Annotated in this window: 24 protein-coding genes and 1 pseudogene; 19 read left to right on the top strand and 6 right to left on the bottom strand. The window is 65.9% G+C overall.

The features are described from left to right. Positions 1 to 14: 14 nt before the first annotated feature. The 4 genes from LU671_RS17525 to LU671_RS17510 all read left to right on the top strand — a co-directional run bounded on the left by LU671_RS17525 (position 15) and on the right by LU671_RS17510 (position 3,833). The gene (locus tag LU671_RS17525) at positions 15 to 491 is read left to right on the top strand and encodes a PaaI family thioesterase (protein ID WP_232856383.1); all 477 of its coding nucleotides are present in this window, start codon (positions 15 to 17) and stop codon (positions 489 to 491) included. Further along, positions 488 to 946 carry a PaaI family thioesterase gene (locus LU671_RS17520; protein WP_050706515.1) on the top strand — a complete coding sequence of 153 codons (459 nt, stop codon included), beginning with the start codon at positions 488 to 490 and terminating at the stop codon, positions 944 to 946. The genes LU671_RS17525 and LU671_RS17520 overlap by 4 nt, the downstream gene beginning before the upstream one ends. 94 nt (positions 947 to 1,040) lie before the next feature. Continuing rightward, on the top strand, positions 1,041 to 2,948 hold the full coding sequence (htpG, locus tag LU671_RS17515) for a molecular chaperone HtpG (protein WP_232856382.1): 1,908 nt from the start codon (positions 1,041 to 1,043) through the stop codon (positions 2,946 to 2,948). 159 nt (positions 2,949 to 3,107) lie between these two features. Next, a complete protein-coding gene (locus LU671_RS17510) occupies positions 3,108 to 3,833 on the top strand; it encodes a dienelactone hydrolase family protein (protein ID WP_232856381.1) in 726 nt (241 codons plus the stop codon). A gap of 104 nt (positions 3,834 to 3,937) precedes the next feature. Here LU671_RS17510 and LU671_RS17505 read toward each other — a convergent pair whose 3' ends face one another. Then, positions 3,938 to 4,801: a pirin family protein gene (locus tag LU671_RS17505; protein ID WP_232856380.1), complete on the bottom strand. Its 864-nt coding sequence runs from the start codon at positions 4,799 to 4,801 to the stop codon at positions 3,938 to 3,940. 109 nt (positions 4,802 to 4,910) lie between these two features. On the opposite strand from LU671_RS17505, the gene LU671_RS17500 reads away from it, so the two are divergent. The 3 genes and pseudogenes from LU671_RS17500 to LU671_RS29755 all read left to right on the top strand — a co-directional run bounded on the left by LU671_RS17500 (position 4,911) and on the right by LU671_RS29755 (position 7,658). After that, entirely contained in the window at positions 4,911 to 5,918 is a 1,008-nt protein-coding gene (locus LU671_RS17500) for an amidohydrolase family protein (protein WP_232856379.1), read from the top strand. 114 nt (positions 5,919 to 6,032) lie between these two features. Next, a pseudogene (locus tag LU671_RS29760) lies at positions 6,033 to 6,803 on the top strand (MCP four helix bundle domain-containing protein); the annotation flags it as partial. Further along, positions 6,795 to 7,658, top strand: coding sequence for a methyl-accepting chemotaxis protein (locus tag LU671_RS29755; RefSeq protein ID WP_420713669.1), 864 nt, complete (start codon positions 6,795 to 6,797; stop codon positions 7,656 to 7,658). The pseudogene LU671_RS29760 and the gene LU671_RS29755, both read left to right, overlap by 9 nt. A 209-nt stretch (positions 7,659 to 7,867) precedes the next feature. Here the strand turns inward: LU671_RS29755 and fabB are convergent, their stop codons facing one another. The 5 genes from fabB to LU671_RS17470 all read right to left on the bottom strand — a co-directional run bounded on the left by fabB (position 7,868) and on the right by LU671_RS17470 (position 14,784). Next, positions 7,868 to 9,088 (bottom strand): beta-ketoacyl-ACP synthase I, encoded by a 1,221-nt coding sequence (fabB, locus tag LU671_RS17490; RefSeq protein WP_050706509.1) that lies wholly within the window; start codon positions 9,086 to 9,088, stop codon positions 7,868 to 7,870. Between the two features lie 11 nt (positions 9,089 to 9,099). Then, positions 9,100 to 9,615, bottom strand: coding sequence for a 3-hydroxyacyl-[acyl-carrier-protein] dehydratase FabA (fabA, locus tag LU671_RS17485; protein ID WP_102684717.1), 516 nt, complete (start codon positions 9,613 to 9,615; stop codon positions 9,100 to 9,102). Between the two features lie 206 nt (positions 9,616 to 9,821). After that, the gene (locus LU671_RS17480; RefSeq protein WP_232856377.1) at positions 9,822 to 11,750 is read right to left on the bottom strand and encodes a response regulator; all 1,929 of its coding nucleotides are present in this window, start codon (positions 11,748 to 11,750) and stop codon (positions 9,822 to 9,824) included. Then, entirely contained in the window at positions 11,747 to 12,637 is an 891-nt protein-coding gene (locus LU671_RS17475; RefSeq protein ID WP_232856376.1) for an ABC transporter substrate-binding protein, read from the bottom strand. Before LU671_RS17475 ends, LU671_RS17480 begins: the two co-directional genes overlap by 4 nt. After that, positions 12,637 to 14,784: a TonB-dependent receptor plug domain-containing protein gene (locus LU671_RS17470; RefSeq protein ID WP_203651827.1), complete on the bottom strand. Its 2,148-nt coding sequence runs from the start codon at positions 14,782 to 14,784 to the stop codon at positions 12,637 to 12,639. The genes LU671_RS17475 and LU671_RS17470 overlap by 1 nt, the downstream gene beginning before the upstream one ends. Positions 14,785 to 14,979: 195 nt before the next feature. Here LU671_RS17470 and LU671_RS17465 point away from each other — a divergent pair, with 195 nt between their 5' ends. The 12 genes from LU671_RS17465 (at position 14,980) to kdpC (ending at position 25,873) form a co-directional block, all read left to right on the top strand. Next, on the top strand, positions 14,980 to 16,005 hold the full coding sequence (locus tag LU671_RS17465; RefSeq protein ID WP_232856375.1) for an NAD(P)H-dependent glycerol-3-phosphate dehydrogenase: 1,026 nt from the start codon (positions 14,980 to 14,982) through the stop codon (positions 16,003 to 16,005). An 11-nt stretch (positions 16,006 to 16,016) separates the two neighbouring features. Next, complete coding sequence (locus tag LU671_RS17460; RefSeq protein ID WP_203651828.1) at positions 16,017 to 16,364, top strand: DUF4389 domain-containing protein; 348 nt, start codon at positions 16,017 to 16,019, stop codon at positions 16,362 to 16,364. After that, positions 16,361 to 16,819 (top strand): phosphohistidine phosphatase SixA, encoded by a 459-nt coding sequence (gene sixA, locus LU671_RS17455; RefSeq protein ID WP_232856374.1) that lies wholly within the window; start codon positions 16,361 to 16,363, stop codon positions 16,817 to 16,819. Before LU671_RS17460 ends, sixA begins: the two co-directional genes overlap by 4 nt. A 334-nt stretch (positions 16,820 to 17,153) precedes the next feature. Next, complete coding sequence (locus tag LU671_RS17450; protein ID WP_203651830.1) at positions 17,154 to 17,501, top strand: hypothetical protein; 348 nt, start codon at positions 17,154 to 17,156, stop codon at positions 17,499 to 17,501. Positions 17,502 to 17,600: 99 nt separating this feature from the next. Further along, a complete protein-coding gene (locus LU671_RS17445; protein WP_232856373.1) occupies positions 17,601 to 18,389 on the top strand; it encodes an alpha/beta fold hydrolase in 789 nt (262 codons plus the stop codon). Further along, positions 18,386 to 19,240, top strand: a complete 855-nt coding sequence (locus tag LU671_RS17440) for an alpha/beta hydrolase (RefSeq protein WP_232856372.1) — start codon at positions 18,386 to 18,388, stop codon at positions 19,238 to 19,240. Before LU671_RS17445 ends, LU671_RS17440 begins: the two co-directional genes overlap by 4 nt. A 102-nt stretch (positions 19,241 to 19,342) precedes the next feature. Continuing rightward, positions 19,343 to 20,137: a DUF4892 domain-containing protein gene (locus tag LU671_RS17435; protein WP_203651834.1), complete on the top strand. Its 795-nt coding sequence runs from the start codon at positions 19,343 to 19,345 to the stop codon at positions 20,135 to 20,137. Positions 20,138 to 20,149: 12 nt separating this feature from the next. Continuing rightward, complete coding sequence (locus LU671_RS17430; protein WP_232856371.1) at positions 20,150 to 21,202, top strand: AI-2E family transporter; 1,053 nt, start codon at positions 20,150 to 20,152, stop codon at positions 21,200 to 21,202. Between the two features lie 238 nt (positions 21,203 to 21,440). Then, positions 21,441 to 21,530, top strand: coding sequence for a K(+)-transporting ATPase subunit F (kdpF, locus tag LU671_RS17425; protein WP_011534724.1), 90 nt, complete (start codon positions 21,441 to 21,443; stop codon positions 21,528 to 21,530). A gap of 9 nt (positions 21,531 to 21,539) precedes the next feature. Next, a complete protein-coding gene (kdpA, locus tag LU671_RS17420) occupies positions 21,540 to 23,234 on the top strand; it encodes a potassium-transporting ATPase subunit KdpA (protein WP_232856370.1) in 1,695 nt (564 codons plus the stop codon). A 10-nt stretch (positions 23,235 to 23,244) separates the two neighbouring features. After that, the gene (gene kdpB, locus LU671_RS17415) at positions 23,245 to 25,299 is read left to right on the top strand and encodes a potassium-transporting ATPase subunit KdpB (RefSeq protein ID WP_232856369.1); all 2,055 of its coding nucleotides are present in this window, start codon (positions 23,245 to 23,247) and stop codon (positions 25,297 to 25,299) included. Between the two features lie 10 nt (positions 25,300 to 25,309). Beyond that, the gene (gene kdpC / locus LU671_RS17410) at positions 25,310 to 25,873 is read left to right on the top strand and encodes a potassium-transporting ATPase subunit KdpC (protein ID WP_232856368.1); all 564 of its coding nucleotides are present in this window, start codon (positions 25,310 to 25,312) and stop codon (positions 25,871 to 25,873) included. Positions 25,874 to 25,893 lie beyond the last annotated feature (20 nt).

The raw sequence follows: 25,893 nt of genomic DNA, 5'->3' as shown, positions 1-25,893 counted from the left end.
TGCAGCGAGGGACAATGAACGAGACGCCGTTGATGGCGATGGCCGAGCGTTTTCTCTCGGCGCTGAAACATTGCCAGGTATTGCAGATGCGCGTGCACCACGCCGATGCCGACGGCATGACGCTGGTGCTGCCCTGGTCGCCGGCGATTGTCGGCAATCCACAGAACGGCGCGGTGCATGGCGGCGTGCTGACCACGCTGATGGACACCACCTGCGGCATGGCCACGCTCTGCGCGCTGCCCCGTTTCGAAGTGTGCCCGACCCTGGACCTGCGCATCGACTACATGCACCCGGCCGAGGCGGGCAAGGATATCTACGGTTACGCCCAGTGCTACCGGGTAACCCGGGATGTCATCTTTACCCGTGGCACCGCCTACCAGGATGACCCTGCGCAACCGATCTGCCAGGTGGTCGGCACCTTCATGCGCCTGGGGCAGGACGTCAAGGGTGGTATCCGCTTCGGCAACAGCCTCAAGGAGGGCCGCGCGTGATTCCTGCCGATATCCGTCAACAGCTGAACCAGGCCCATGCCCGCGGCGACTACCAGCCCCTGCTGGCGTTGATCCCGTATGCCGGGCTGATCGGCATCGAATGCGAGCGCCAGGGCGACGACCTGCTGTTCCGCCTGCCGGCCAACCCAGACAACATCGGCAATCCGTTGCTGCCGGCGATCCATGGTGGCGTCATCGCCGGGTTCATGGAGCTGTCTGCGGCGCTCTACCTGCTGATCTACAGCGAGAGCGCGAGTATTCCGAAGATCATCGATTTCTCCATCGACTACCTGCGCGCCGGGCATTTTCGCGACACCTATGCCCAGTGCCAGCTGTGGCGCCAGGGGCGGCGGGTGACCAACGTGGCGATCACCGCCTGGCAGGGCGATCGCGACACGCCGATCGCCACGGCGCGCGCGCATTTCAAGATCGAACCGGAAAAGCCCTTGAAATAGTCGGGGCTGCCCCCATCTGTTGGACATCCGCCATCAAAAGCAGGCCAGACGGCCGCCAGGCGCCAACAACCAACAGATTGGAGTTTTGAAGACCATGAGTGTGGAGACTCAAAAACAAACCCTGGGCTTCCAGACCGAGGTAAAGCAGCTGCTGCACCTCATGATCCATTCCCTGTATTCGAACAAGGAGATCTTCCTGCGCGAGCTGGTCTCCAACGCCTCCGACGCCGTCGACAAGCTGCGTTTCGAGGCCCTGGCCAAGCCTGAGCTGCTCGAAGGCGGCGCCGAGCTGAAGATCCGCGTGAGCTTCGACAAGGCCGCCAATACCGTGACCCTCGAGGACAACGGTATCGGCATGAGCCGCGAAGACGTCATCGCCCACCTGGGCACCATCGCCAAGTCCGGCACTGCCGACTTCATGAAGAACCTCACCGGTGACCAGAAGAAGGACTCGCACCTGATCGGTCAGTTCGGCGTGGGCTTCTACTCCGCGTTCATCGTCGCCGACAAGGTTGATGTGTTCAGCCGTCGCGCCGGGCTGCCGGCCGCCGAAGGCGTGCACTGGTCGTCCAAGGGCGAGGGCGACTTCGAAGTGGCCACGGTCGACAAGTCAGAGCGCGGCACCCGCATTGTCCTGCACCTGAAGAAGGGCGAGGACGAGTTCGCCGATGGCTGGCGCCTGCGCAACATCATCAAGAAATACTCCGATCACATCGCCTTGCCGATCGAGCTGCCGAAAGAGCAGGCAGCGGCCGCCGAAGGTGAAGAACAGCCGGCGCAGGAGTGGGAAACCGTCAACCGCGCCAGCGCCCTGTGGACCCGCCCGCGTACCGAGATCAAGGACGAGGAATACCAGGAGTTCTACAAGCACATCGGCCATGACTTCGAAAACCCGCTGGCCTGGACCCACAACAAGGTCGAAGGCAAGCTCGAATACAACTCGCTGCTGTACGTGCCGGCCCGCGCGCCGTTCGACCTGTACCAGCGCGAAGCGCCACGTGGCCTGAAGCTGTACGTGCAGCGCGTGTTCATCATGGACCAGGCCGAGTCGTTCCTGCCGCTGTACCTGCGCTTCATCAAGGGCGTGGTCGACTCCAACGACCTGTCGCTGAACGTTTCCCGCGAGATCCTGCAGAAGGATCCGATCATCGATTCGATGAAGACCGCGCTGACCAAGCGCGTGCTGGACATGCTGGAGAAGCTGGCGAAGAACGAGCCCGAGCAGTACAAGGGCTTCTGGAAGAACTTCGGCCAGGTGCTGAAGGAAGGCCCGGCCGAGGACTTCGCCAACAAGGAGAAGATCGCCAGCCTGCTGCGCTTTGCCTCCACCCATGACGACAGCGGCGAGCAGAGCGTTGCCCTGGCCGACTACCTGGCCCGCGCCAAGGAAGGCCAGGACAAGATCTACTTCCTCACCGGCGAGTCCTACGCCCAGGTCAAGAACAGCCCGCACCTGGAAGTCTTCCGCAAGAAAGGCATCGAAGTGCTGCTGCTGACCGATCGCATCGACGAATGGCTGATGAGCTACCTCAGCGAGTTCGATGGCAAGGCCTTCGTCGACGTCGCCCGTGGCGACCTGGACCTGGGCAAGCTGGACTCCGAAGAGGACAAGAAGGCCCAGGAAGAAGTCGCCAAGGACAAGGAAGGCCTGGTCGAGCGCCTCAAGGGCGCGCTGGGTGACAGCGTGGCGGAGGTGCGTGTCTCGCACCGCCTGACCGACTCGCCGGCAATCCTGGCCATCGGCGAACAGGACCTGGGCCTGCAGATGCGCCAGATCCTCGAAGCCAGCGGGCAGAAGGTGCCGGAGTCCAAGCCGATCTTCGAGTTCAACCCGACCCACCCGCTGATCGAGAAGCTCGATGGCGAGCAGAGCGAAGATCGCTTCGCCGAGCTTTCGCACATCCTGTTCGACCAGGCGGCCCTGGCGGCCGGCGACAGCCTGAAGGACCCGGCGGCCTACGTGCGTCGCCTCAACAAGCTGCTGGTCGAGCTGTCCGCTTGATCTGACGCAGAAAAAGCCCGCTTCGGCGGGCTTTTTCATTTCTGGCGGGGACTCGCCTGTGGGAGCGGGCTTGCCCCGCGATGTCCCCTTCGCGGGGCAAGCCCGCTCCCACGAATACATCTATCATGTGCTTACCCGTGAAAGCCCAAGGAGAGCTGAATGAGCAAGGTCATTGTCGAGTCGCTGGTCTATCACCTGTCAGGCAAAACTTACGAAAGCCGCCTGGTCTATACCCAGGGCGCGCTGCCGCAGCCGGGGCTGGTGATGGCGCCGAACTGGATGGGTATCGGCGAGGGCGCCGAACGTATCGCCAGGGAAGTGGCCGAGCAAGGCTATGTGGTGTTGATCGCCGACCTGTACGGCCAGTCGGTCCGTCCGTCCAATGCCGACGAGGCGGGCGCGGCGATGATGCCGCTGAAGAACGATCGTGCCGAGCTGCGCAAGCGCATGCAGGAGGCGCTGGCGCAGTTGGTGGGGCAATCGAAGGCCTTGCTGGAGCCCGGCAAGGTGGCTACCTTCGGCTTCTGCTTCGGCGGCTGTTGTGCCCTGGAGCTGGCCCGTACCGGTGCCGACCTGAAGGCCGCTGTTTCATTCCACGGCACCCTGGATACGCCAAACCCCGAGGATGCCAAGCGTATCAAAGGCTCGGTGCTGGTCCTTCATGGCGCCTCCGACCCGCTGGTGCCCAAAGAGCAGCTACCGGCCTTCGAGGAGGAGATGAACGCCGCTAAAGTCGACTGGCAGTTGCTCAGCTACGGCGGTGCGGTGCACTCGTTCACCGACCCGAATGCCAATGTGCCGGGCAAGATGCAGTATGACCGGCGTACGTCGGAGCGGGCGTTCCGCGCGATGCATAACCTGCTCAAGGAAGTGTTCCAGCGCTGATACCGCAGGGGGACGCTTCGCGGCACAAGGCCGCTCCTACAGGGGGATGCGTATTTCTGTAGGAGCGGCCTTGTGCCGCGAAAGGGCTGCAACGCAGCCCCAATTCAGCGAGGCAGCTCGATTCTCGAAGTTTCCCCCGGCACCCTCGGCCAATCCTCCGCAGCCCAATTAGTCCGCGCTTGCTCGATCAGCTCCGCATCACTGGCCACAAAATTCCAGTTCATCCGCCGAGGCCCATCCAGCGGCTCGCCGCCAATCAGCACCAACTGGCATTCTTCTTCGGCATACAGCGTCACCTCTTCCCCTTCCTGCAGTACGATCATGCTGCAAGCCTCGACCTGCTCGCCGTTGATGAATAGCTCACCGTCCAGTAGATACAATGCTCGCTGCGCATGTTCATCGGGCACCACCAGCGTCGTGGCCGATTGCATGTGCACGTGGGCATACAGGGTAGGGGAGAGCACCGGCACTGGCGACTCCAGGCAAAAACCATTGCCGGCAATCATGCGGATCTGCACGCCCAGGCTGTCACTGACCGGCAGGCTCGCCGCCGGATGATGGCTGTAGCTCGGCTTGCCCTGCTCGTGCTCGCGAGGCGACGCCAGCCAGACCTGCAGCCCGTGCAGTCTTGAACCCTTGGCCAGCAGATCGGCTGGCGTGCGCTCGACATGCGCCACACCCGCCCCGGCAGTCATCCAACTGACGTCCCCGGGGCCCACGCGCTGGTCCGAACCCAGGCTGTCCTTGTGCTGGATTTCACCCTCGAACAGGTAGGTGAGGGTGGACAGGCCGATATGCGGATGCTGACGAATGTCCATGCCATGCCCCGGCGCGTAGTCGGTTTCCAGCATATGGTCGAAGAACACGAATGGGCCGACGCTGCGGCACTGCGCCGAGGGCAGCGGGCGCAGGATCGGCTGGCCCTCGACCGATTCGGCGCGTGGGCGGATGACCAGGGGACTGCTCATGGCGACACTCCTTGAGGGATGCCTGCAAGCATAGCGTTTCGCCGCCCGTGGCTGAACCGTCGCGGGCGCTGTCCGGTCTACTCTTGCGGGACCGGCAAAGGAGGCTCCGATGATCGCCCGCACACTGGCTTGCCTGCTGCTGAGCACAGGCCTGTTCGACACCGCGCAGGCCCGCGACTACCGCTACAGCGACGCGCACCTGCACTACGTGGACTTTTTCCAGGAAACCGAGGGCATGCCGGCGCTGCTCAAGGCCATGGATGCAGCTGGGGTTGAACAGTCGATGATTTCCGGCATCCCGGTGGCGAAGAAGTGGCATGAGGACGAGCCCAAGCGCCCGCGCTATTACGCCGGAGATGACGCCGACGCCTACTGGTACAGCGCCACCGACCTGTACGTCGCCGACGCGTTGCAGAAGCTGCCAGCGCAGCAACGCCGTCGCTTCCACCCGTTCCTCACCGGCTTCAATCCGGTGGACAAGAACGCCGTCAACCATATCGAGCGCATGCTCGAGCTTTATCCGGGGCTGTGGCAGGGCATCGGCGAAGTATTCACCCGCCACGACGACCTCACCGCCTTGACCAGCGGCGATACGCCGCGGGCCAACAACGAAGCCATGACCCGCATCTATCACCTGGCCGCCGAGCGCGATTTGCCGGTGCTGCTGCATTCGAACATCACCTCCAAGCGCGAGCGCAACCCGCTGTACCTGGCCGAGATCGAGGAGCCGCTGCGCAACCACCCGCATACCCGCTTCATCTGGGCCCACGCCGGCAGCAGCCTGGAGATCCACCGCCACCAGGAACAGATGGATTTTCTCCTGCCGGTGCTGACCCGGCTGCTGGAGGACTACCCGAACCTGTATGTCGACCTGTCCTGGAGCGTCCTCAAGCCCTACCTGCTCGACTCGCAGGGTGTGCCGCGCCAGGACTGGGTGACGTTGGTGAAGCGCTTCCCGCAGCGTTTCGTACTCGGCTCCGACCTGGTGGGGCGGTTTGACAGCCTGGGTGAGCAGATGCACGGTTTCAACCCCTTCCTCGATGCCTTGCCGGCAGCGGTGGCGGAGCAGGTGAGTCGGACAAATTTTGTCAATCTGCTGCCAAAAGCGGCGAAGTAGCGCGTTTTAGCAGTAGATAGCTTTTTGATATCGCCTTTTCGTCTTACGCAATTTCCAGGCGGCCCGATACCTTCATTAAGCGACGGAACAACGCTTTTGGGAGGGATCCTGGAAATGAGCCTGAGACGCTTGAATATCGCCCCGCGCGCGGGCCTGGGTTTCGGCATCATGGCGCTGCTGGTGGTGGCGCTGGGCAGCTTCGCGCTGCAGCAGATGACCAGCATGCGCCAGCAGTCCGAGCAGGTCGACAACAACTGGCTGCCGAGCGTGATCTCGGTGGGCCGCATGACCCAGGACATGCTGCGCATCCGCGCCTTGACCCTGCGCCTGCTGGTCAACACCGACCCGGCGGCCCAGCAGCAGAATCGTGCCCGCATCGAAGAGATCAAGGGCGGCCTGAGCAAGGCCCAGAACCATTACGATGGGTTGATCGTGCTGCCTGAGGAGCGGACCTTGTTCGACCGCTACCAGGTCCTCGAGCGCCAGTACATGATCTTGCAGGGGCAGGTGGTGCAGTTGGCCACCGATGGGCACGTCCAGGCGGCGGCGGCGCTGGTCAACGGCGAGATGAACCAGCTTGCCGACCAGATGACCGCCACGCTCAACGAGCTGATCGAGCTGAACAACCACCAGGCCAACTCCGCCACCGACCTGGCCGAGGCCGTGTACAACGGCGCGAAGGTCTGGGTCGGCGTGCTGTTGGTGATCGCCCTGAGCCTCACCGTGGTGCTCGCCCTGGCCCTGACCCGTAGCATCGTGCGGCCGCTCGGGCAGTCGCTGAAGGTCGCCGAGACGGTCGCCACGGGCGATCTCACACCGCAGATCACCGTGCAGGGCGATGATGAGCCGGCGCGCCTGCTGGCGGCGCTCAAGAGCATGCAGCAGAGCCTGCGCGAGACCATCGGGCGAATTTCCGACTCGGCCAGCCAGCTGGCCTCGGCCTCCGAGGAGCTGAGCGCGGTCACCGAGGACGCCACCCGCGGCCTGCAGCAGCAGAGCATGGAAATCGAGCAGGCGGCGACCGCGGTGAACCAGATGACGGCGGCGGTGGAGGAGGTGGCGAGCAATGCGGTGGCCACCTCGGAGGCTTCCCGCGAATCCGACCAGATTGCCCGTCGCGGGCGTGAGCAGGTGCAGGCCACGGTCACCGCCATCGAGGCGCTGGCCAATGGCGTGGCGGGCAATGCCGAAGAGGTGGGGCAACTGGCCCAGCAGGTACACGACATCAGCAAAGTGCTGGATGTGATCGGCTCGATCGCCGAGCAGACCAACCTGCTGGCGCTCAACGCCGCCATCGAGGCGGCGCGGGCCGGCGAGGCCGGGCGCGGGTTCGCGGTGGTCGCCGACGAGGTGCGGGCGCTGGCCCATCGCACGCAGTCCTCGACCCAGGAGATCGAGCAGATGATCGTCGCCATCCGCAGCGGCGCCGAGCGAGCGGTGCAGGGTATGCAGCACAGCGATGCCCAGGCCCGTTCGACCCTGGATGGCGCCCATGCCGCCGGCCAGGCGCTGGAGGCGATCGCCGCGGCCATCGGCCAGATCAACGAGCGTAACCTGGTGATCGCCAGTGCCTCGGAGCAGCAGGCCCAGGTGGCGCGGGAGGTGGACCGCAACCTGACCACCATCCGCGATTTGGCGCATCAGTCCTCGGCCGGGGCCGAGGAGACGTCCGCCGCGAGCCAGGCGCTGTCGCGGTTGGCGGTGGACCTGAACACCCTGGTGCAGCGTTTCTCCGTGTAAAAGGCCTGACCCGTGTAGGAGCGGCCTTGTGCCGCGAAAGGGCCGCAAAGCGGCCCCGGAATATCGACCTCACAGATGAATCGCCGGGGGCGCTTTGCGCCCCTTTCGCGGCACAAGGCCGCTCCTACAGGTGGGCGTGCTTCGTCTGGCAGCACAAACAAAAACGCCCGGACCAAGGTCCGGGCGTTCTCGTTCAGCAGATCAAGCGATCACTTGCCAGTCCAGCGCTTGAGCACCAGGGTGGCGTTGGTGCCGCCGAAGCCGAAGCTGTTGCTCATGACCGTGTCGATCTTGGCGTTCTCTTCGGTCTTGCGCAGTACCGGCAGGTCGGCGACCTCCGGGTCCAGCTCGTCGATGTTGGCGGAGCCGGCGATGAAGTTGTTCTCCATCATCAGCAGGCAGTAGATCGCCTCGTGCACGCCCGCGGCGCCCAGCGAGTGGCCCGACAGGCTCTTGGTCGAGCTGATCTTCGGTGCCTTGTCGCCGAACACTTCACGCACGCCCTTCATTTCGGCGACGTCGCCGACCGGGGTGGAGGTGCCGTGGGTGTTCAGGTAGTCGATCGGGGTGTCGACGGTGGACAGCGCCTGCTGCATGCAGCGGATCGCGCCTTCGCCGCTTGGGGCGACCATGTCGTAGCCGTCGGAAGTGGCGCCGTAGCCGACGATCTCGGCGTAGATCTTGGCGCCACGGGCCAGGGCGTGCTCGAGCTCCTCGACCACCACCATGCCGCCGCCGCCGGCGATGACGAAGCCGTCACGGTCGGCATCGTAGGCGCGCGAGGCCAGTTCCGGGGTTTCGTTGCGCTTGGTCGACAGGGCGCCCATGGCGTCGAACAGGAACGACTGGCTCCAGTGCTCTTCTTCACCGCCACCGGCGAAGACGATGTCCTGCTTGCCCCACTGGATCTGCTCCAGGGCGGTGCCGATGCAGTGCGCGGAGGTGGCGCAGGCCGACGAGATCGAGTAGTTGATGCCCTTGATCTTGAACGGAGTGGCCAGGCACGCCGACACGGTGCTGCCCATGGTGCGGGTGACGCGGTACGGGCCGACGCGCTTGACGCCTTTTTCGCGCAGGGTGTCCAGGGCTTCCATCTGGTTCAGGGTGGAAGCGCCGCCGGAGCCGGCAACCAGGCCGGTACGCGGGTTGGAAACCTGCTCTTCGGTCAGGCCCGAGTCCTTGATCGCGTCCTGCATCGCCAGGTAGGCGTAGGCCGCGGCGTGGCCGACGAAGCGATAGACCTTGCGGTCGATCAGCTCTTCGAGGTTGAGGTCGATGGAACCGGAAACCTGGCTACGCAGCCCCATTTCCTTGTATTCCGGGTTGTAACGGATACCCGGACGGCTGTTGCGCAGGTTTTCGGTGACGGTAGCTTTGTCATTGCCCAGGCACGATACGATGCCCAGACCAGTGATCACGACGCGGCGCATGCGAATAACCCTTAGAAATTGTCAGTGGAGGTGAACACGCCGACCCGCAGGCCTTCGGCGGTGTAGATCTCGCGACCGTCGACGCTGACCGAGCCATCGGCGATGGCCATGTTCAGCTTGCCCTTCAGGACGCGCTTGATATGAATGTTGTAGGTGACTTTCTTGGCGGTAGGCAACACCTGGCCGAAGAATTTCACCTCGCCCGAACCCAGGGCGCGACCACGGCCCGGCAGGCCCTGCCAGCCGAGGAAGAAACCGACCAGCTGCCACATGGCGTCCAGGCCCAGGCAGCCCGGCATCACCGGATCGCCTTCGAAGTGGCAGGCGAAGAACCACAGGTCCGGATTGATATCCAGCTCGGCGACCAATTCACCTTTGCCGAACTTGCCGCCTTCCTCGCTGATATGGGTGATGCGATCGACCATCAGCATGTTCGGGGCGGGCAGTTGCGCATTACCGGGGCCGAACAGCTCACCGCGACTGCAGCGCAGCAGGTCTTCCCGAGTAAAGGCGTGTTGTTTGGTCATGCGAGCTCCTCAATAACCCCCTGCGGCAGGGGATGAATCTTCCCGGCCGGCCCGAAGCACTTGGCATTCGAGGCGGCAGCCTACAGGTAGACTATTGCGTTGTGGTGAAAGTCACAGCGCACCTGGCAAAAGAAGTACAGGTGTGCACTGAAATGTTATTTTCCGGCCCTGAGGCGGTCCTGTCCAGTCCTTAAGACTGCCGCACTTTAGCATTTATCGCCAGTCGCGGCTGTCCGACCCGGCAACCAGCGCTGCAGGATGCGCTGCAGATCCGTGCGTTTGAACGGCTTGCTCAGGTAATCGTTCATTCCGGCGGCCAGGCAGCGTTCGCGGTCGCCCTGCAGCGCGCTGGCGGTCAGGGCGATGATCGGCAGGCCCTCGGTGCGCGGCAACTGGCGGATGCGCCGGGTCGCCTCGTAGCCGTCGACATTCGGCAGGCGGCAATCCATCAGCACGGCGGCAAAGCGTTGCTGGCCGACCAGGTCGACCGCCTGGGCACCGTCCATGGCCAGGCTCACCTCGAAGCCAAGGCTGCGCAGCATCGCCTCGATGACGCTCTGGTTGACCGGGTTGTCTTCCACCAGCAGGACTCGCCCGCTGCCTTCGCCCATCGTGCTGGCCTGGGGCGTCGCGCCGGGCAAGGTGGCAGGAGCGCTGGCCAGGGCCAGCGGCATTTCCAGGGTGAAGGTCGAGCCCAGCCCCTCGCGGCTCTCGCCGCGTAACTGGCCGCCCATGCGCTCGGCCAGGGTGCGGGCGATCGACAGGCCCAGGCCGGTGCCGCCGTAGCGCCGGGAAATGGTGTTGTCGGCCTGCTGGAAGGCCACGAACATCATCTCCAGGCGGTTGTTGTCGATGCCGATGCCGGTGTCGCGTACGGTGCAAGTCAGCCAGATCAGCTGGCGGTCGAGCACCTGCCAGCGGGCCTCGATGGCCACCTCGCCGCGCTCGGTGAACTTCAGCGCATTGCCTACCAGGTTCAGCAGGATCTGGCGGATGCGCGTCGGATCACCCACCACCTGCAGCGAGTTCATGCCCGCTGGCAGCTGCAGTCGCAGGTCCAGGTTGCGCTGCTGGGCGCTGTGCTGGAACGACAGCACGCTGCTGGTGATCAGCTCGCCGAGGTTGAAGTCGATATGTTCCAGCTCCAGGGTGGTGCGCTCGATCCGTGAGAAATCGAGGATGTCGTTGATCACCTTGAGCAGGTGGCCGGTGGATTCGCTGGCCACCGCTGTGTAGTCGGCCTGCTCGCTGGTCAGCTCGGTGGTCTCCAGCAGTTGCAGCATGCCCAGCACGCCGTTCATGGGCGTGCGCAGTTCGTGGCTCATCATCGCCAGGAAGTCCGACTTGGCGCGGTTGGCCTGCTCGGCTTCCTCGCGGGCCTGGATCAGCTGGCCCATGGCCTGTTGCTGTTCATGGGCGGCCTGGTCGAGGGCGCTGGCCAGGTTGTTGATGTGCCGGGCCAGGTGGCCCAGCTCGCTGTCGTCGACCACCGGCAGCGGCGCGTTGAAGTCGCCCTGCTGGATCGCCCGGACCGCGTGGCCCATGTCGCTGATCGGCTTGGACAGGCTGGTGGCCAGGCGCCGGGCCAGCAGGAAGGTGAACAGCAGGGCGAACAGGGCGAGGATCGCGGCCTTGATCACGATCTCCTGCTGGCGCTGACTGAAGGCGTCGTCGGACATGCCGACGATTACCCGACCCAGATAGTCGTCGCCAATGTTCGGCGCTGGCGCCTTGCCCTGCAGGAAGTCGTTGTCCAGGCGGATCTGCTGCAGGCGGATCGGAGCCTGGAACACCTCGACGCGTTGGGCGCGGCTGTGGCTTTCGTCGGGTTGCTCGACGTACACCAGGATATGGTTGCGGCTGTCCTGCACCTCGAGGAAACGCACGTGGGGAATGCTCAGGGTGGCGCGCATCAGGCTCTCGAGCACTTCATTGTTGCCCGAGATCACGCCGTACTCCGAGGCCGGCGCCAGCTGGTTGGCGATCAGTTGCCCGGTGTGGTTGAGTTCCTGGCGCAGGTCCTGGATCCGCACGAAGGTAAAGAAGCTGATCAGCAGCAGGGTCAGCAACAGGGCCGGGCCCAGGCTGATGATCTGGGTGCGGGTGTGGATGTCCCAGCTCAGGCGCTTGCTCATGGGGTGGAGGTTCCTTCGGCAAGGGCCAGGGCGGCGGCGACCGGGTCGATCGCCTCCAGGCCCAGGGCGCGGGCCACCTGCTGGTTGCCGCTGACACCGAAGTGCGCGGGGTAGAGGCTGCGCGGCCAGCGGGCCGGTGGCAGGTCGAGCAGTTGCCCGAGCACCGCCAGCCAGTCGTCCTGGTCGCTATAGGTGCTGGCCAGGGCGCCGGCGCGGACGAATCCGACGTTCGGCCCGATCAGCGCCATCTGCCGGCCATAGCTGCTGAGCAGCACGTTCTTGGCCGACTTGGAGTTGTACAGGTCGGGATCGTCCAGGCCGAGCAGTACGTCGCTGTTGCCCAGCAGGTCTTGCAGGGGACGGCTGTCGCGCAAATCGGGCCAGTCCTGGGCGACGATTTCCAGGCCCAGTGCACTGGCGGCCTGGCGCAACTCGTCGAGCAGGAAACGGCTGTGTTCGCCATAGAGCACGCCGATACGCCGCGCCTGCGGCAACAGGTAGCGGGCCAGGCGCAGCTGCCGGGCCAGGGGCGGATCGCTCCACAGCAGGGTCAGGTAGGCAGGGCGCGAGGTGCCCAGGCGCTGTTCGATCTGGACCCGGCTGACCCGCAACGCCAGCGCCGCCGGCCCTACGGATTCAGCCAGGCGCCACTCCAGGGCCGAGGTGTCGAGGAGGATCAGGCGGGTGTCGGCCTTGAGCTTGGCCGGGCTTGGCAGCTGCTCGACGGTCTGGAACCGCACCTGGTCGTTGGGACGACGTTTTTCCAGGGCCGTGACGAAGCTGCGGATGCCGGGCTGGTCCTCGGCGCCGACCAGCAGGATTTCGCTGGCGGACAGCGATCCCAGGGGCCAGAGGCACAGCAGCAACAGGCGCAGCAGACGGACCATCAGAATTCCAGCTCCGCACTGACGCTCAGGCGGTGGCGGCTGTCGTAACGGTTCTGTTCCAGGGTGATCGGCTCGTCATCCAGGCGCTGCTGCCACAGCGCGGCCAGCTCCAGGTTGCTGCCTTGCACTTTGAAACGCTTGGCCAGGCGCAGGTCGACCCGTTCGTAACGGTAACCATTGAGGGCGTCGTCACCGTAGTAGAAGAGGGCGCTGGACCAGCCTTCGCCCCAATCGCGCAGCCAGCCGGCCGAACCGCTGTTGCGGGCGCTCAGGCGCCGGTCGTTGGGGTTGCTGGCCCAGGCGTCGACGTAGGCGTAGGTCAGACGCAGGCGGTCGCGCTGGGTGGCGTGCCAGTCGAACTGCGCCTCGCTGCCGCTGAAGCGGGCCTTGTTGGCGTTGCTGGCGATGTACTGGTTGTTCTTCAACGGTTCGCTGATCATCCCGGTGATCTCGTCGTAGAACAGTTTCACGTCCATGCTCAGGTCGAGGTCGGTGAAGTAGCCGTTGTAGCCAAGCTCACGCGAGCGCATGCGCTCCTGGTCGAGGTTGCCCGGGCCGCGGGTCTTGACGAAATATTCGCCGTTCTGCAGGCCGTAGCGGTTGGGCGTGAGGTTCTTGACGGTGTAGCTCCAGTTGACATTGTTCTCGAACATGTCCGGCGAACGGATCGCCTCGGAATACACCGCGCGCAGGCCATGGCGCGGGGTGATCAGGTAGTTCACCGCCACCCGCGGGGTGAGCGAGTTGCCCGACAGCTGCGAGTGCTCGTGCATCGCCCCGCCCTGGACGATCCAGTGCTCGTCGATGCGCCACTCGAGCTGGCCGAACAGGCGCCAGGTCTGGTCGTCGATGCTGCCGTTGAAGTAGGTCTGCGAGTCGGCCTTGTCGTAACGGTAGTTCATGCCGGTGACCAGGCGCAGGCTGTCGGTCAGGCTCAGGGTGTCCTGGATTTCCAGGTCGTAGCGGGTCTCGCGGGTGCTTTGGTCGACGTCGCCGCAGATCGTGTTGCGGCCACCGTTGGCCCATTGGTCTTGTACCTGGCCCATCAACGAACCGAGCTCGGGGTTGCTGGTGGTGGGCAGGTTGCCGGTAAACAGATTGCGCGCGACCTTCTCGGCGAAGTTCGGGTCGAGCTGCCACAGGCGGGTCAGCTCCGGGCTGAAGGCGATCGCCGCATCGCAGGCGCGCCACACCTGCTGGCGGTCGAAGTGCTGGGCCGAGCCCTGCACATACAGGCTGTGCTCGGGGTTCAGGTCGAGGTTCCAGCGCACCGAGCCTGCGTAGTCCTTGGCGTTGACGTCGGCGTTGTCGCCGGCCCGGTAGTTGCCGAACACCGGCTGGTAGGTATAGGGCCGCTGGTTGCTGCCTTCCTTGGCCGCCAGTTGCCATTCCAGGGTCTGGTTCGGCGCCAGGGTGTGGCTGGCGTTGAGGTTGACGCGGTTGAGCCGGCGGCTGTCGCGGTAATCGCGACCGAACTGGTCGTGGTCGAAGCCATCGTCCTGCTGGCCGGAGAGCGACAGGCGCAGGTCGCCGCTGTCCCAGCCAAAGCCCTGGCTCGCGTAGTAATCGTTGATGCCATCCTGGCCACGGGTCAGCTTGACCCGCGAGCCGTGGCTGTCGGCCGGGTTGCGGGTGAGGATGTTGACCACCGCCATCAGCGCGTTGGCGCCGTAGCTGACGGTGTTGGGGCCGCGGAACACCTCGATGCGCTCGATGTCCTCGATCGCCACCGGGATATCGCTCCAGTCCACCGTGGCCAGGCCTGCGCGGTACACCGATCGACCGTCGATCAGCACCTGCATGCGCCGGGCGTCGCTGACATTGCTGCCATGGTAGTTGACCGTCGGCTGGTTGCCGGCGCCGTAGCCGATCATCATCCCTGGCACCAGGCGCAGCAGTTCGGGGATGTCGCGGGCGCCGCTGGCGCGGATCAGCTCGTTGTCTAGCACAGTCATGCTGCCCGGGACCGCCGCCGGGGATTGTTTCAGGCGCGTGGCGGTCAGAACCTGCGGCAGGTCCTGGTTGTCGATGAACAGGTCGTCGGCCACGGCCGGGCCGCCTAGCAGGGCAGTCAGCAACAGCAGGCGTGGATAGGGAGGCGTGCCAGGGAACACGAAACGGCCTTGTTTCACAAATGAATCAGGCATGTTAACCGACCGTACGGCTTTTGCCAGTGATCGACGGATGGCCTATTGCCGCATCGCACCACCTGAACTTTCTCTTGATTGTGTCCGGGTGCGTGGGAGCGGGCTTGCCCCGCGATGCATACGCACTGGTTCTGTCGCAACGGCACCGTATAATGCCCCGGTCGCCACTTACTTTTATTGGTTAACGGATTGGATATGACTGAACAGCAACCTGTTGCGGTTCTTGGAGGCGGCAGCTTCGGCACCGCCGTGGCGAACCTCTTGGCCGAAAACGGCCATCTGGTGCGGCAGTGGATGCGCGACCCGGCGCAGGCCGAGGCGATGCGCGTCGATCGCGAGAATCCGCGCTACCTCAAGGGCATTCGCCTGCACGACGGCGTCGAGCCGGTCAACGACCTGCTCGCCACCTTGCAGGGCAGCGCGTTGATCTTCGTTGCCTTGCCCTCCAGCGCCTTGCGCAGCGTGCTCGCGCCCCATGCCGAACTGCTGCGTGGCAAGGGCCTGGTCAGCCTGACCAAGGGCATCGAGGCGCACACCTTCAAGCTGATGAGCCAGATCCTCGAAGAGATCGCCCCCCAGGCGCGCATCGGCGTGCTGTCGGGCCCTAACCTTGCCCGCGAGATCGCCGAGCATGCGCTGACCGCCACCGTGGTCGCCAGCGAGGACGAGGCGCTGTGCCAGCAGGTGCAGGCCGTGCTGCATGGCCGTACCTTCCGCGTCTACGCCAGTGCCGACCGTTTCGGCGTCGAACTGGGCGGCGCGCTGAAGAACGTGTACGCCATCATCGCCGGCATGGCCGTGGCCTTGGGGATGGGCGAGAACACCAAGAGCATGCTGATCACCCGCGCCCTGGCCGAGATGACCCGCTTTGCCGTGAGCCAGGGCGCCAACCCCATGACCTTCCTGGGGCTGGCCGGGGTCGGCGACCTGATCGTCACCTGCTCCTCGCCCAAGAGCCGCAACTACCAGGTCGGCCACGCCCTTGGCCAGGGCCTGAGCCTGGAGCAGGCGGTCAGCCGCCTGGGCGAAGTGGCCGAGGGCGTCAACACGCTCAAGGTGCTCAAGGCCAAGGCCCAGGAAGTGGGCGTGTACATGCCGCTGGTGGCGGGCCTGCACGCGATCCTGTTTGAAGGGCGCACGCTCAACCAGGTGATCGAGCACCTGATGCGTGCCGAACCCAAGACCGATGTCGATTTCATTTCCACCAGCGGTTTCAACTGAAGGAGCGACCCATGAACGATACTCCCGAGCGCGCCCAGCGCGAGTCGATCATCCTGCGGGTGCTGTGGATGCTGGTATTCCTGGTGGCCTGGCAACTGGCCGAGCTGCTGCTTGGCGGCCTGGTGCTGGTGCAACTGATCTACCGGCTGATCTACGGCGCGCCCAGCGCCAGCTTGATGAACTTCGGCGACAGCCTCAGTCAGTACCTGGCACAGATCGGCCGCTTCGGCACCTTCCACTCCGACCAGAAGCCCTGGCCGTTCGCCGACTGGCCGACGCCGCGCACCCCGGAAGGCGAGGCACCGCATGCCGTCACCCCGGCAGCGCACCCGGTGCGTGATGAGGAGCCCAAGCTGTGAAGCTCTGGGTGCTGCGTCACGGCGAGGCGGAACCCCGGGCCAACAGCGACGCCGAGCGCCGCCTGACCGGCCACGGTCGCGAGCAGGTGCTGCGCAGCGCCGCGCACCTACTCGGCCAGCCGTTGCAGGCGATCATCGCCAGCCCCTACGTGCGCGCCCAGCAGACCGCCGCCCTGGTGCACGGCGCGCTGGGCTTTGCCGAACCGGTGCGCACGGTGCCCTGGCTGACGCCAGACAGCGACGTGCAGCAGGTGATCGGCGAAGTCGAGCGCCTGGGGCTCGAGCATGTGCTGCTGGTCAGCCACCAGCCGCTGGTGGGAACCCTGGTCGGCCTGCTCGAGCACGGCCACTGCCAGCAACCGGCGCCGCTGAGTACGGCTAGCCTGGCGGAGCTGGAAGGGAATTGGCCGCTGGGCGGCCTGATGACCCTGCGTAGCCTGCGTCATCCCGGTTGAACCCTCAGCCCTTTCAAGGTTTTGTGATTTTTCGGATATGACCGCTCCAACTCAGGATTGCCGGGGTCGCTTTGCGACCCTTTCCGGCCGGTCCGACGCCTCGGCAAGGCCGCTCCTACAGGAGCACGCGGTCGCCTGTAGGAGCGGCCTTGTGCCGCGAAAGGGCTGCAAAGCAGCCCCGGCAAGTCCAAGCCGGACGCCAAGTATCAAGACCTTGAAAGGGCTGGGCTGAGCCCTGGCAACTGGTATTTCTGTCAGTTGCCAGCCGGGAGGCGGCCCAAGTAGCGTGGCGCGGTGAATGATTCATGGGGCCGACAGGCACAGGGAGTGGTGAGTGAGCCGTTATCGCATGGCGCTGGTGCGCTCGGTCGACCCGCAGTGGCTGCTCGACAAGCTGACGGACGATGGTCGGCTGGATTTCGCCGAGTATCGCCTGATGCAGGACATCGCCGATGCCAAGCTTGATGAGCTGATACGCCGGTTCGAAGGCCAGCATGAGTTCGAGCAACTGCGCCAGGCCAGCATCCGCATGGCGCACCTGCTGCAGACCAGCTGTCTGGCCCTGCGCCGGTTGGCTGACAATGAGAACGACTGCAGCCTGGGCCGCCAGGCCCTGGAGTGGCAACTGGGCTACATGCAAGCCTGCCTGCACCGTTCGCTGGCCAGCCTCGAGCGCTGCTGAATGACCTGATCGCCACCGGCGATGACCTTTCCGAACGTTGCCGCCAGGGTCCGGCTTGCCGACAATGGGCTATCCATCCCTCGTGCAGAGCAGGCGGCCATGTCGCAGCAGATCTTCTTCGCCCACGCCAACGGCTTCCCCTCGGCCACCTACGGCAAGCTGTTCGCCGCCCTGGAGCCGGACTACGAGGTGCATCACCTGGCGCAGCACGCCCACGACCCGCGTTTTCCGGTCAACGACAACTGGCAGAACCTGGTGGACGAACTGCTGCATCACCTCGAGCAGCAGGATGCGCCGGTCTGGGGTGTCGGCCATTCGCTGGGCGGCGTGCTGCACCTGCATGCGGCGCTGCGCCGCCCGGAGTTTTACCGTGGGGTGGTGATGCTCGACTCGCCGGTGCTGACCCGTGCCGATGAATGGCTGATCCAGGCCGCCAAGCGCCTGGGCTTCATCGACCGCATCACCCCGGCCGGGCGCACCCTGGGCCGGCGCGAGGCATTTCCCGACCGCGACAGCGCCCGCCGCTACTTCGCCGGCAAGACCCTGTTCCGCCACTTCGACCCGGACTGCCTGGAAGCCTACCTGGAACATGGCCTGGAGCAGGGTAAGGAGGGCCTGCGCCTGCGCTTCGACCCGGCCACCGAGATCAGCATCTACCGCAGCATTCCCCATGTCAGCCCGGCCCGGCCACGCCAGTTGCAGGTGCCGCTGGCGATGGTACGCGGCGCCCAGAGCCGGGTGATCCGCAAACACCACGCCCTGGCCGTGCGCGCCATGGCCAAGGGCGAGTACCACAGCCTGCCGGGCGGGCACATGTTTCCGCTGGAGCGGCCCACCGACACCGCTGGCCTGATCAAGGGCCTGTTCGACCGCTGGAGCCAGGCATGAGCGCCCAGGTCGAGGAGATCCGCCTGACGTTGGGCCATATCGAGCTGGCCGCACACCTGTTCGGCCCGGCTGACGGCCTGCCGGTGATCGCCCTGCATGGCTGGCTGGACAACGCCAACAGCTTCGCTCGCCTGGCGCCGCAACTGAAGGGGCTGCGTATCGTCGCCCTGGACCTGGCCGGGCATGGCTACTCCGAGCATCGTCCGGTCGGCGCCGGCTATGCCCTGGCGGACTACGCCCATGACGTGCTGCGGGTTGCCGAACAACTGGGCTGGAAGCGCTTCGGTCTGCTCGGTCATTCGTTGGGCGCAATCATCTCGGTACAGCTGGCCGGGGCCTTGCCCGAGCGGGTCAGCCACCTGGCGCTGATCGACGGGGTGATTCCGCCGACGCTCAGCGAACAGGACGCTGCCGAGCGCTTGGGGCTGGCGCTGCAGGCGCAACTGCGCCTGGAGGGCAAGCGCAAATCGGTGTACGCGACCCTGGAGGCGGGCGTCGAGGCGCGCATGAAGGGCATGGTCGCGGTCAGCCGCGAAGCTGCCGAACTGCTGGCCCAGCGCGGCCTGATACCGGTGCCCGGCGGCTACAGCTGGCGCAGCGACAGCCGCCTCACCTTGCCCTCGCCAACCCGCCTGAACCAGGACCAGGCCATGGCCTTCGTCAAACGCATCGCCTGCCCGGCCTGCCTGGTGGTGGCCGCCGACGGCATGCTGGCGCGCCACACGGAATTGCTGGAGCAGCTACCCTTCGAGCGGGTGACCCTGCCGGGCGGCCACCACTTGCACCTGAACGACGCCGAGGGCGCGGCCCTTGTCGCAGACTGTTTCAATCGCTTCTTTGGCATTCCTTGACTTGCACCGGACAAGTGTCGAGGCTTGGCGGGTTGAAAGGGAGACAACCATGTACATGCCAGACATCCACGCGCCTTGCCCCGCCACCTGTGAGGGCGGTCGATGAGCGCACCTGTTTTCGTTCGCGGCGCCATTGCCGCCTGCTTCGCCATCGCCAGCCCCCTGTTGTGGGCCGGCAGCCTGCCGGTACCGCCTGACGCCAAGGTGGTCGACCAGCGCCCGGCGGTGGAGCAGGAGCGGGTCTACCCCATGGGACCGCTGCGCAAGATCAGCGGCCGCCTGCGGGTCGACGACAAGGTCGAGAGCCGTGGCCAGGTCAGCTCGGTGACCTATGAGCTGCCGGTCGAGCGCAGCGCCCGCGAAGCTTTCACCAGCGCCCGCGAGGCCCTGCAGCAGGAGGGCGGCTATCCACTGTTCTGGTGCCAGGGCCGCGATTGCGGCGAGGCCAGCCTGTGGGCCAACGACGTGTTCGCCAATGCCCGGCTCAATGGCGGTGACGAGCAGCAAGCGTTCATCCTGCTGCGTCGCTCAGCCGAGGAAGCCGACACCCTGGTGGCGCTGTACAGCGTGACTCGCGGCAACCGCCGTGCTTATCTGCATGTCGAGGAGTTCGTCGCCGGCAGCCCGCTGGGCGAGCTGCTGCCCACTGCCGCCACGGTGCTGCGCGAACTGCGCGATACCGGCAAGCTCGACTACCCTGATCTGGCCGAGCCCCAGGCTACCTGGGCAACGTTGCTGGCCCGCAGCCTGAACCTCGACAGCACCCTGCGCGTCAGCCTCAGCGGCAAGGGCGCCGAGGCCTGGCGCGAGCAGCTGGTCAAGGCCGGCGTGCGCAGCGCGCGGCTGGAGGTCGGTGACGCCCCGACCGAGGGCCTGCACCTGGAACTGATCCGTTGAGTGAGCGCCACCATGGCCAACAATGACCGCCTGTTGATCCAGATCCTGCTGCTGACCCTGCTGGGGGCCGCGCTGTGGGTGATGGCACCGTTCATCTCGGCGCTGCTGTGGGGCGCCATCCTGGCCTTTGCCAGCTGGCCGCTGATGCGCCTGCTGACCCGTGTGCTGGGTGGGCGCGAAACCCTCGCCGCGAGCCTGCTGACCACGGTGTGGATCCTGCTGGTGGCGCTGCCGCTGGTGTGGCTGGGTTTCAACCTGGCCGACCATGTGCGCGATGCCACCGCGTTCATTCGCGACGTGCAGGTCGATGGCCTGCCGGACGCGCCCGCCTGGGTGGCGGGCATTCCGTTCGGCGGTGAGCGCCTGGTGAGCTGGTGGGAGTCGTTCGACCAGCAGGGCGCGGCCTTGCTGGCCTCGGCCAAGCCGTACCTGGGCCAGGTCGGCAACTGGCTGCTGGCACGCAGTGCGCAGATTGGCGGCGGGGTGCTGGAGCTGACCCTGAGCCTGGTGTTCGTGTTCTTCTTCTACCGCGACGGGCCACGCTTGGCAGCTTTCGTCCATCGTCTGCTGCAACGGCTGGTGGGCGAGCGCGCCGAGTACTACGTCGACCTGGTGGCCGGCACCGTGCAACGGGTGGTCAACGGCGTGATCGGTACCGCCGCGGCCCAGGCCCTGCTGGCGCTGATCGGCTTCCTGATCGCCGGCGTGCCGGGGGCCATCGTGCTCGGCCTGGTGACCTTCATGCTCAGCCTGATCCCCATGGGTCCGCCGCTGGCCTGGATCCCCGCCACCGCCTGGCTGGTATGGAAGGGTGACTACGGCATGGCGGTATTCCTGGGGGTGTGGGGCACGTTCATCATCAGTGGCGTGGACAACGTGCTCAAACCCTACCTGATCAGCCGGGGCGGCAACCTGCCGCTGGTGATCGTGCTGCTGGGGGTGTTCGGCGGCCTGATCGCGTTCGGTTTCATTGGCCTGTTTATCGGGCCGACCCTGTTGGCGGTGGGGTACAGCCTGCTGCTGGACTGGAGCCGCAATTCGGCGCAGCACACGCCGCAACGTTGACCTTTCGGGCCTCTTCGCGGGTAAACCCGCTCCCACAGGTACAGCGCAGCCCTTGAGCTTGGCGCAGCACCTGTGGGAGCGGGTTTACCCGCGAATGGGCCCGTGAAGCGATCCGGTGTATCTGATCTTTACGCTTTCTTTATGCCCTGACCCCACCCCCGATCTCGCCCCTTTACGCCCCTCCCTCGGACAATTTCCCCAAAGCGGCCCTCACGCCGCACCAAGGGGAGATTCACTCATGTACATGCTCGACGGGCTGTCACTGCTATTGGCGGTGGCGTTGGCGGTTTACCTGCTGGTGGCGCTGCTGCGCGCCGACCGCGGCTAAGGGGCGACCATGCACAGTTACGATTACCTGCTGCTGCTGGCGTTCTTCGCCATCGTGCTGCTGCCGGCGCCCTGGCTCGGTCGCTTCTACTACAAGGTGATGGAAGGCCAGCGCACCTGGCTGTCGCCGCTCCTCGGCCCGGTGGAGCGGGGCTGCTACCGCGTTGCCGGCGTGCGCGCCGACCAGGAGCAGAGCTGGAAGCAGTACACCCTGGCCCTGCTGGCTTTCAACCTGGTCGGTTTTTTGATGGTGTTCGGTGTCCTGCAACTGCAGGGCAGCCTGCCGCTCAACCCGCAGCACCTGCCGGGCCAGGAATGGTCGCTGGCGTTCAACACTGCGGTCAGTTTCATGACCAACACCAACTGGCAGGCCTACAGCGGTGAAGCCTCGGTCAGCTACCTGAGCCAGATGATCGGCCTGACCGTGCAGAACTTCGTCAGCGCCGCCACCGGCCTTGCCGTGCTGGTCGCCCTGTGCCGGGGTATCGCCCGTCGCTCGGCCAGCACCCTGGGCAACTTCTGGGTCGACCTGACCCGCGCCACCCTCTACGGCCTGTTGCCGCTGTGCCTGGTGCTGGCGCTGCTGCTGGTCTGGCAGGGCGTGCCGCAGACCTTTGCCGACTACGTCCACGCCGTGACCCTGCAAGGCACCGACCAGACCATCCCGCTGGGCCCGGCCGCCAGCCAGATCGCCATCAAGCAGCTGGGCACCAACGGTGGCGGCTTCTTCGGTGTCAACTCGGCGCACCCGTTCGAGAACCCCACGGCCTGGAGCAACCTGTTCGAGGTGGCTTCGATCATCCTGATCCCGGTGGCCCTGGTGTTCACCTTCGGCCATTACGTCAAGGACCTGCGCCAGAGCCGCGCGATCATCGCCTGCATGCTGGCGCTGTTCCTGATCGGCGGCAGCACCGCGCTGTGGTCGGAACATCAGCCCAACCCGGCCCTGGAAAGCGCCCAGGTACAGCAGAGCGCGCCGCTGGAAGGCAAGGAGAGCCGCTTCGGTACCACCGGCTCCGTGTTGTGGACGGTGACCACCACCTCCGCCTCCAACGGCTCGGTCAACGCCATGCACGACAGCCTCAACCCGATTACCGGCATGGTGGCGATGGTCAACATGATGCTTGGCGAAGTGATCTTCGGCGGCGTCGGCGCCGGCCTCTACGGCATGCTGCTGTTCGTGTTGATCGCGGTATTCCTGGCCGGCCTGATGATCGGCCGCACCCCGGAGTACCTGGGCAAGAAGCTGCAGGCCCGTGAAGTGCAACTGCTGGTGGCGAGTCTGCTGGTGATGCCGGTGGGCGTGCTGATCCTCGGCGCCATCGCCGCCAGCCTGCCTGGGCCGGCCGGCGCGGTGACCAACCCCGGCGCCCACGGTTTCAGCCAGCTGCTGTACGCCTACACCTCCGGCACCGCCAACAACGGCTCGGCCTTCGCCGGTTTCGGCGCCAACACCGTGTTCCACAACGTGATGATCGGCCTGGCCATGCTGATCGGCCGCTTCGGCTACATCCTGCCGGTGCTGGCCCTGGCCGGCAGCCTGGCGGCGAAGAAGAGCGCGCCGCAAGGCCTCAACAGCTTCCCCACCCACGGCCCGCTGTTCACCACGCTGCTGCTGGTGACCATCCTGCTGGTCGGTGGCCTGACCTTCCTGCCGACCCTGGCCCTGGGGCCGATTGCCGAACACCTGAGCCTGGGTTTCTGAGGAATACACAATGAACATGCCCATTCCCGAAGTGAAGGCGCGTCAAGGCGCCAAGGACCAGACCCGCTTCAGCGCGTTGTGGCGTCCGGCGCTGGTACAGGCTTTCGTCAAGCTCGACCCGCGCCAGCTCAAGCGCGCCCCGGTGATGCTGGTGGTGGCCCTCACCGCCGTGCTCACCACCGTGCTGTGCCTGGTGCCCGGCAGCGGCGTGAGTACCGGTGTGGCAGTGCAGATCGCCGTCTGGCTGTGGTTTACCGTGTTGTTCGCCAACTTCGCCGAAGCCCTGGCCGAGGGCCGCGGCAAGGCCCGCGCCGACAGCCTCAAGGCCGGTAGCCAAGGCCTGACCGCCAAGCGCCGCAAGAGCGACGGCAGTTTCGAGAGCGTCGCCGCCACCCAGCTGCGCAAGGACGATGTGGTGCGCGTGGTGGCCGGCGAAATGATCCCCGGCGACGGCGAGGTGCTCGAAGGCATCGCCGCGGTCAACGAGTCGGCGATCACCGGCGAGTCCGCCCCGGTGATCCGCGAGTCCGGCGGCGACCGCTCGGCGGTCACCGGCAACACCCGTCTGGTCTCCGACTGGCTGCTGATCCGCATCACCAGCAACCCGGGCGAGTCGACCCTGGACCGCATGATCGCCCTGGTCGAAGGCGCCAAACGCCAGAAAACCCCCAACGAGATTGCCCTGGACATCCTGCTGATCGGCCTGACCCTGATCTTCCTGATCGTGGTGGTCACCCTGCAGCCGTTCGCCCGCTTCGCTGGTGGCGAGCTGCCGCTGATCTTCCTCGCCGCGCTGCTGGTGACCTTGATCCCCACCACCATCGGCGGCCTGCTGTCGGCCATCGGCATCGCCGGCATGGACCGCTTGGTGCGCCTGAACGTGATCGCCCGCTCCGGCCGCGCCGTCGAGGCGGCCGGCGACGTGCACACGCTGATGCTCGACAAGACCGGCACCATCACCTTCGGCAACCGCCGTTGCAGCGCCCTGCACGCCGCCTCAGGGGTGACCGCCAAGGAGCTGGGGGAGGGCGCCTTGCTCGCCTCGCTGGCCGACGACACCGCCGAGGGCAAGTCGATCGTCGAGTACCTGCGCCAGTTGCACGATTTCGCCGAGCCTTTGACCGAGCAGTACGCAGCCATCGCGTTCAGCGCCGAGACCCGCCTGTCGGGCATCGATTTCCAGCAGCGCCGCTACCGCAAGGGCGCCGTCGACGCGGTGCTGGCCTTCTGTGGCCTGCAACGCCTGGAACTGCCCGCCGCCTTGGCCCGTGAAGTGGAGCGCATCGCCCAGAGCGGCGGCACCCCGCTGCTGGTGTGCGTCGACAAGCACCTGCTCGGTGTGATCCACCTCAAGGACGTGGTCAAGCCCGGCATCCGTGAGCGCTTCGCCGAACTGCGCAAGCTCGGTATCCGCACCGTGATGGTTACCGGCGACAACCCGCTGACCGCCGCCGCCATCGCCGCCGAGGCCGGCGTGGACGACGTGCTGGCCGAAGCTACCCCCGAGAAGAAGCTGGCGCGCATCCGCCAGGAGCAGAACGACGGCCGTCTGGTCGCCATGTGCGGTGATGGCGCCAACGACGCCCCGGCGCTGGCTCAGGCCGATGTGGGCATGGCCATGAACGACGGCACCCAGGCCGCCCGCGAGGCTGCCAATATGGTCGACCTGGACAGCGACCCGACCAAGCTGCTGGACGTGGTGCAGGTGGGCAAGGAGCTGCTGGTCACCCGCGGTGCGCTGACCACCTTCTCCATCGCCAACGACGTGGCCAAGTACTTCGCCATCCTGCCGGCGCTGTTCGCCGCCATCTACCCGCAGCTGGGCGTGCTCAACCTGATGCACCTGGCCAGCCCGCAGAGCGCGATCCTCTCGGCCATCGTGTTCAACGCGCTGATCATCATCGTGCTGATCCCCCTGGCTTTGCGCGGGGTGCGGGTGCAGGCCGCCAGCGCTGCCCACCTGCTGCGCCGCAACCTGCTGATCTACGGCCTGGGCGGCATCGTCGTGCCGTTCGCCGGGATCAAGCTGATCGACATGCTGCTCACTGCGCTGCACCTGGTCTGAGGAGGCTGATATGACCGCTTATGTACGCCCGGCCCTGAGCCTGGTCCTGCTGATGACCCTGGTCACCGGCGCGCTGTATCCCCTGGCGGTGACTGGCATCGCCCAGGTCGCCTTCCCTGGCCAGGCCAATGGCAGCCTGGTGCGCGATGACCGCGGCGAGGTGCGTGGCTCGGCGCTGATTGCCCAGGAGTTCAAGGGCGACGCCTGGTTCAAGTCGCGGCCTTCGGCGGGCGCCTATGCCACCGTGGCCAGTGGCGCCAGCAACCTGGCGCCGAGCAACCCGGCGCTGGCCGAGCGCGTGAAGACTGATGCCGCCGCGCAGTACCAGGGGCAGCAGGGGCCGGTGCCTCAAGCGCTGCTGACCACCTCGGGCAGCGGGCTGGATCCGCACCTGCCGCCCGAGGCCATCGCCTACCAGCTGCCGCGTGTGGCGGCGGCACGGCAGGTACCGGTGGAACGCTTGCAAGCGCTGGTGAATGAGGCCACCCTGCGTCCACTGGTCGGGCCGCCCGTGGTGAATGTGCTGGCGCTGAACCAGGCGCTGGAGCGCTTGGCGCCTGTGGCCGCGCACTGACACCCCTGTAGGAGCGGCCT

This window comes from Pseudomonas sp. NMI760_13, assembly GCF_021283245.1.
Lineage (GTDB): Bacteria > Pseudomonadota > Gammaproteobacteria > Pseudomonadales > Pseudomonadaceae > Aquipseudomonas > Aquipseudomonas peradeniyensis.
Note: the sequence above shows the minus strand (reverse complement) of the source record. Positions and strands in the feature narration are given on the sequence as shown.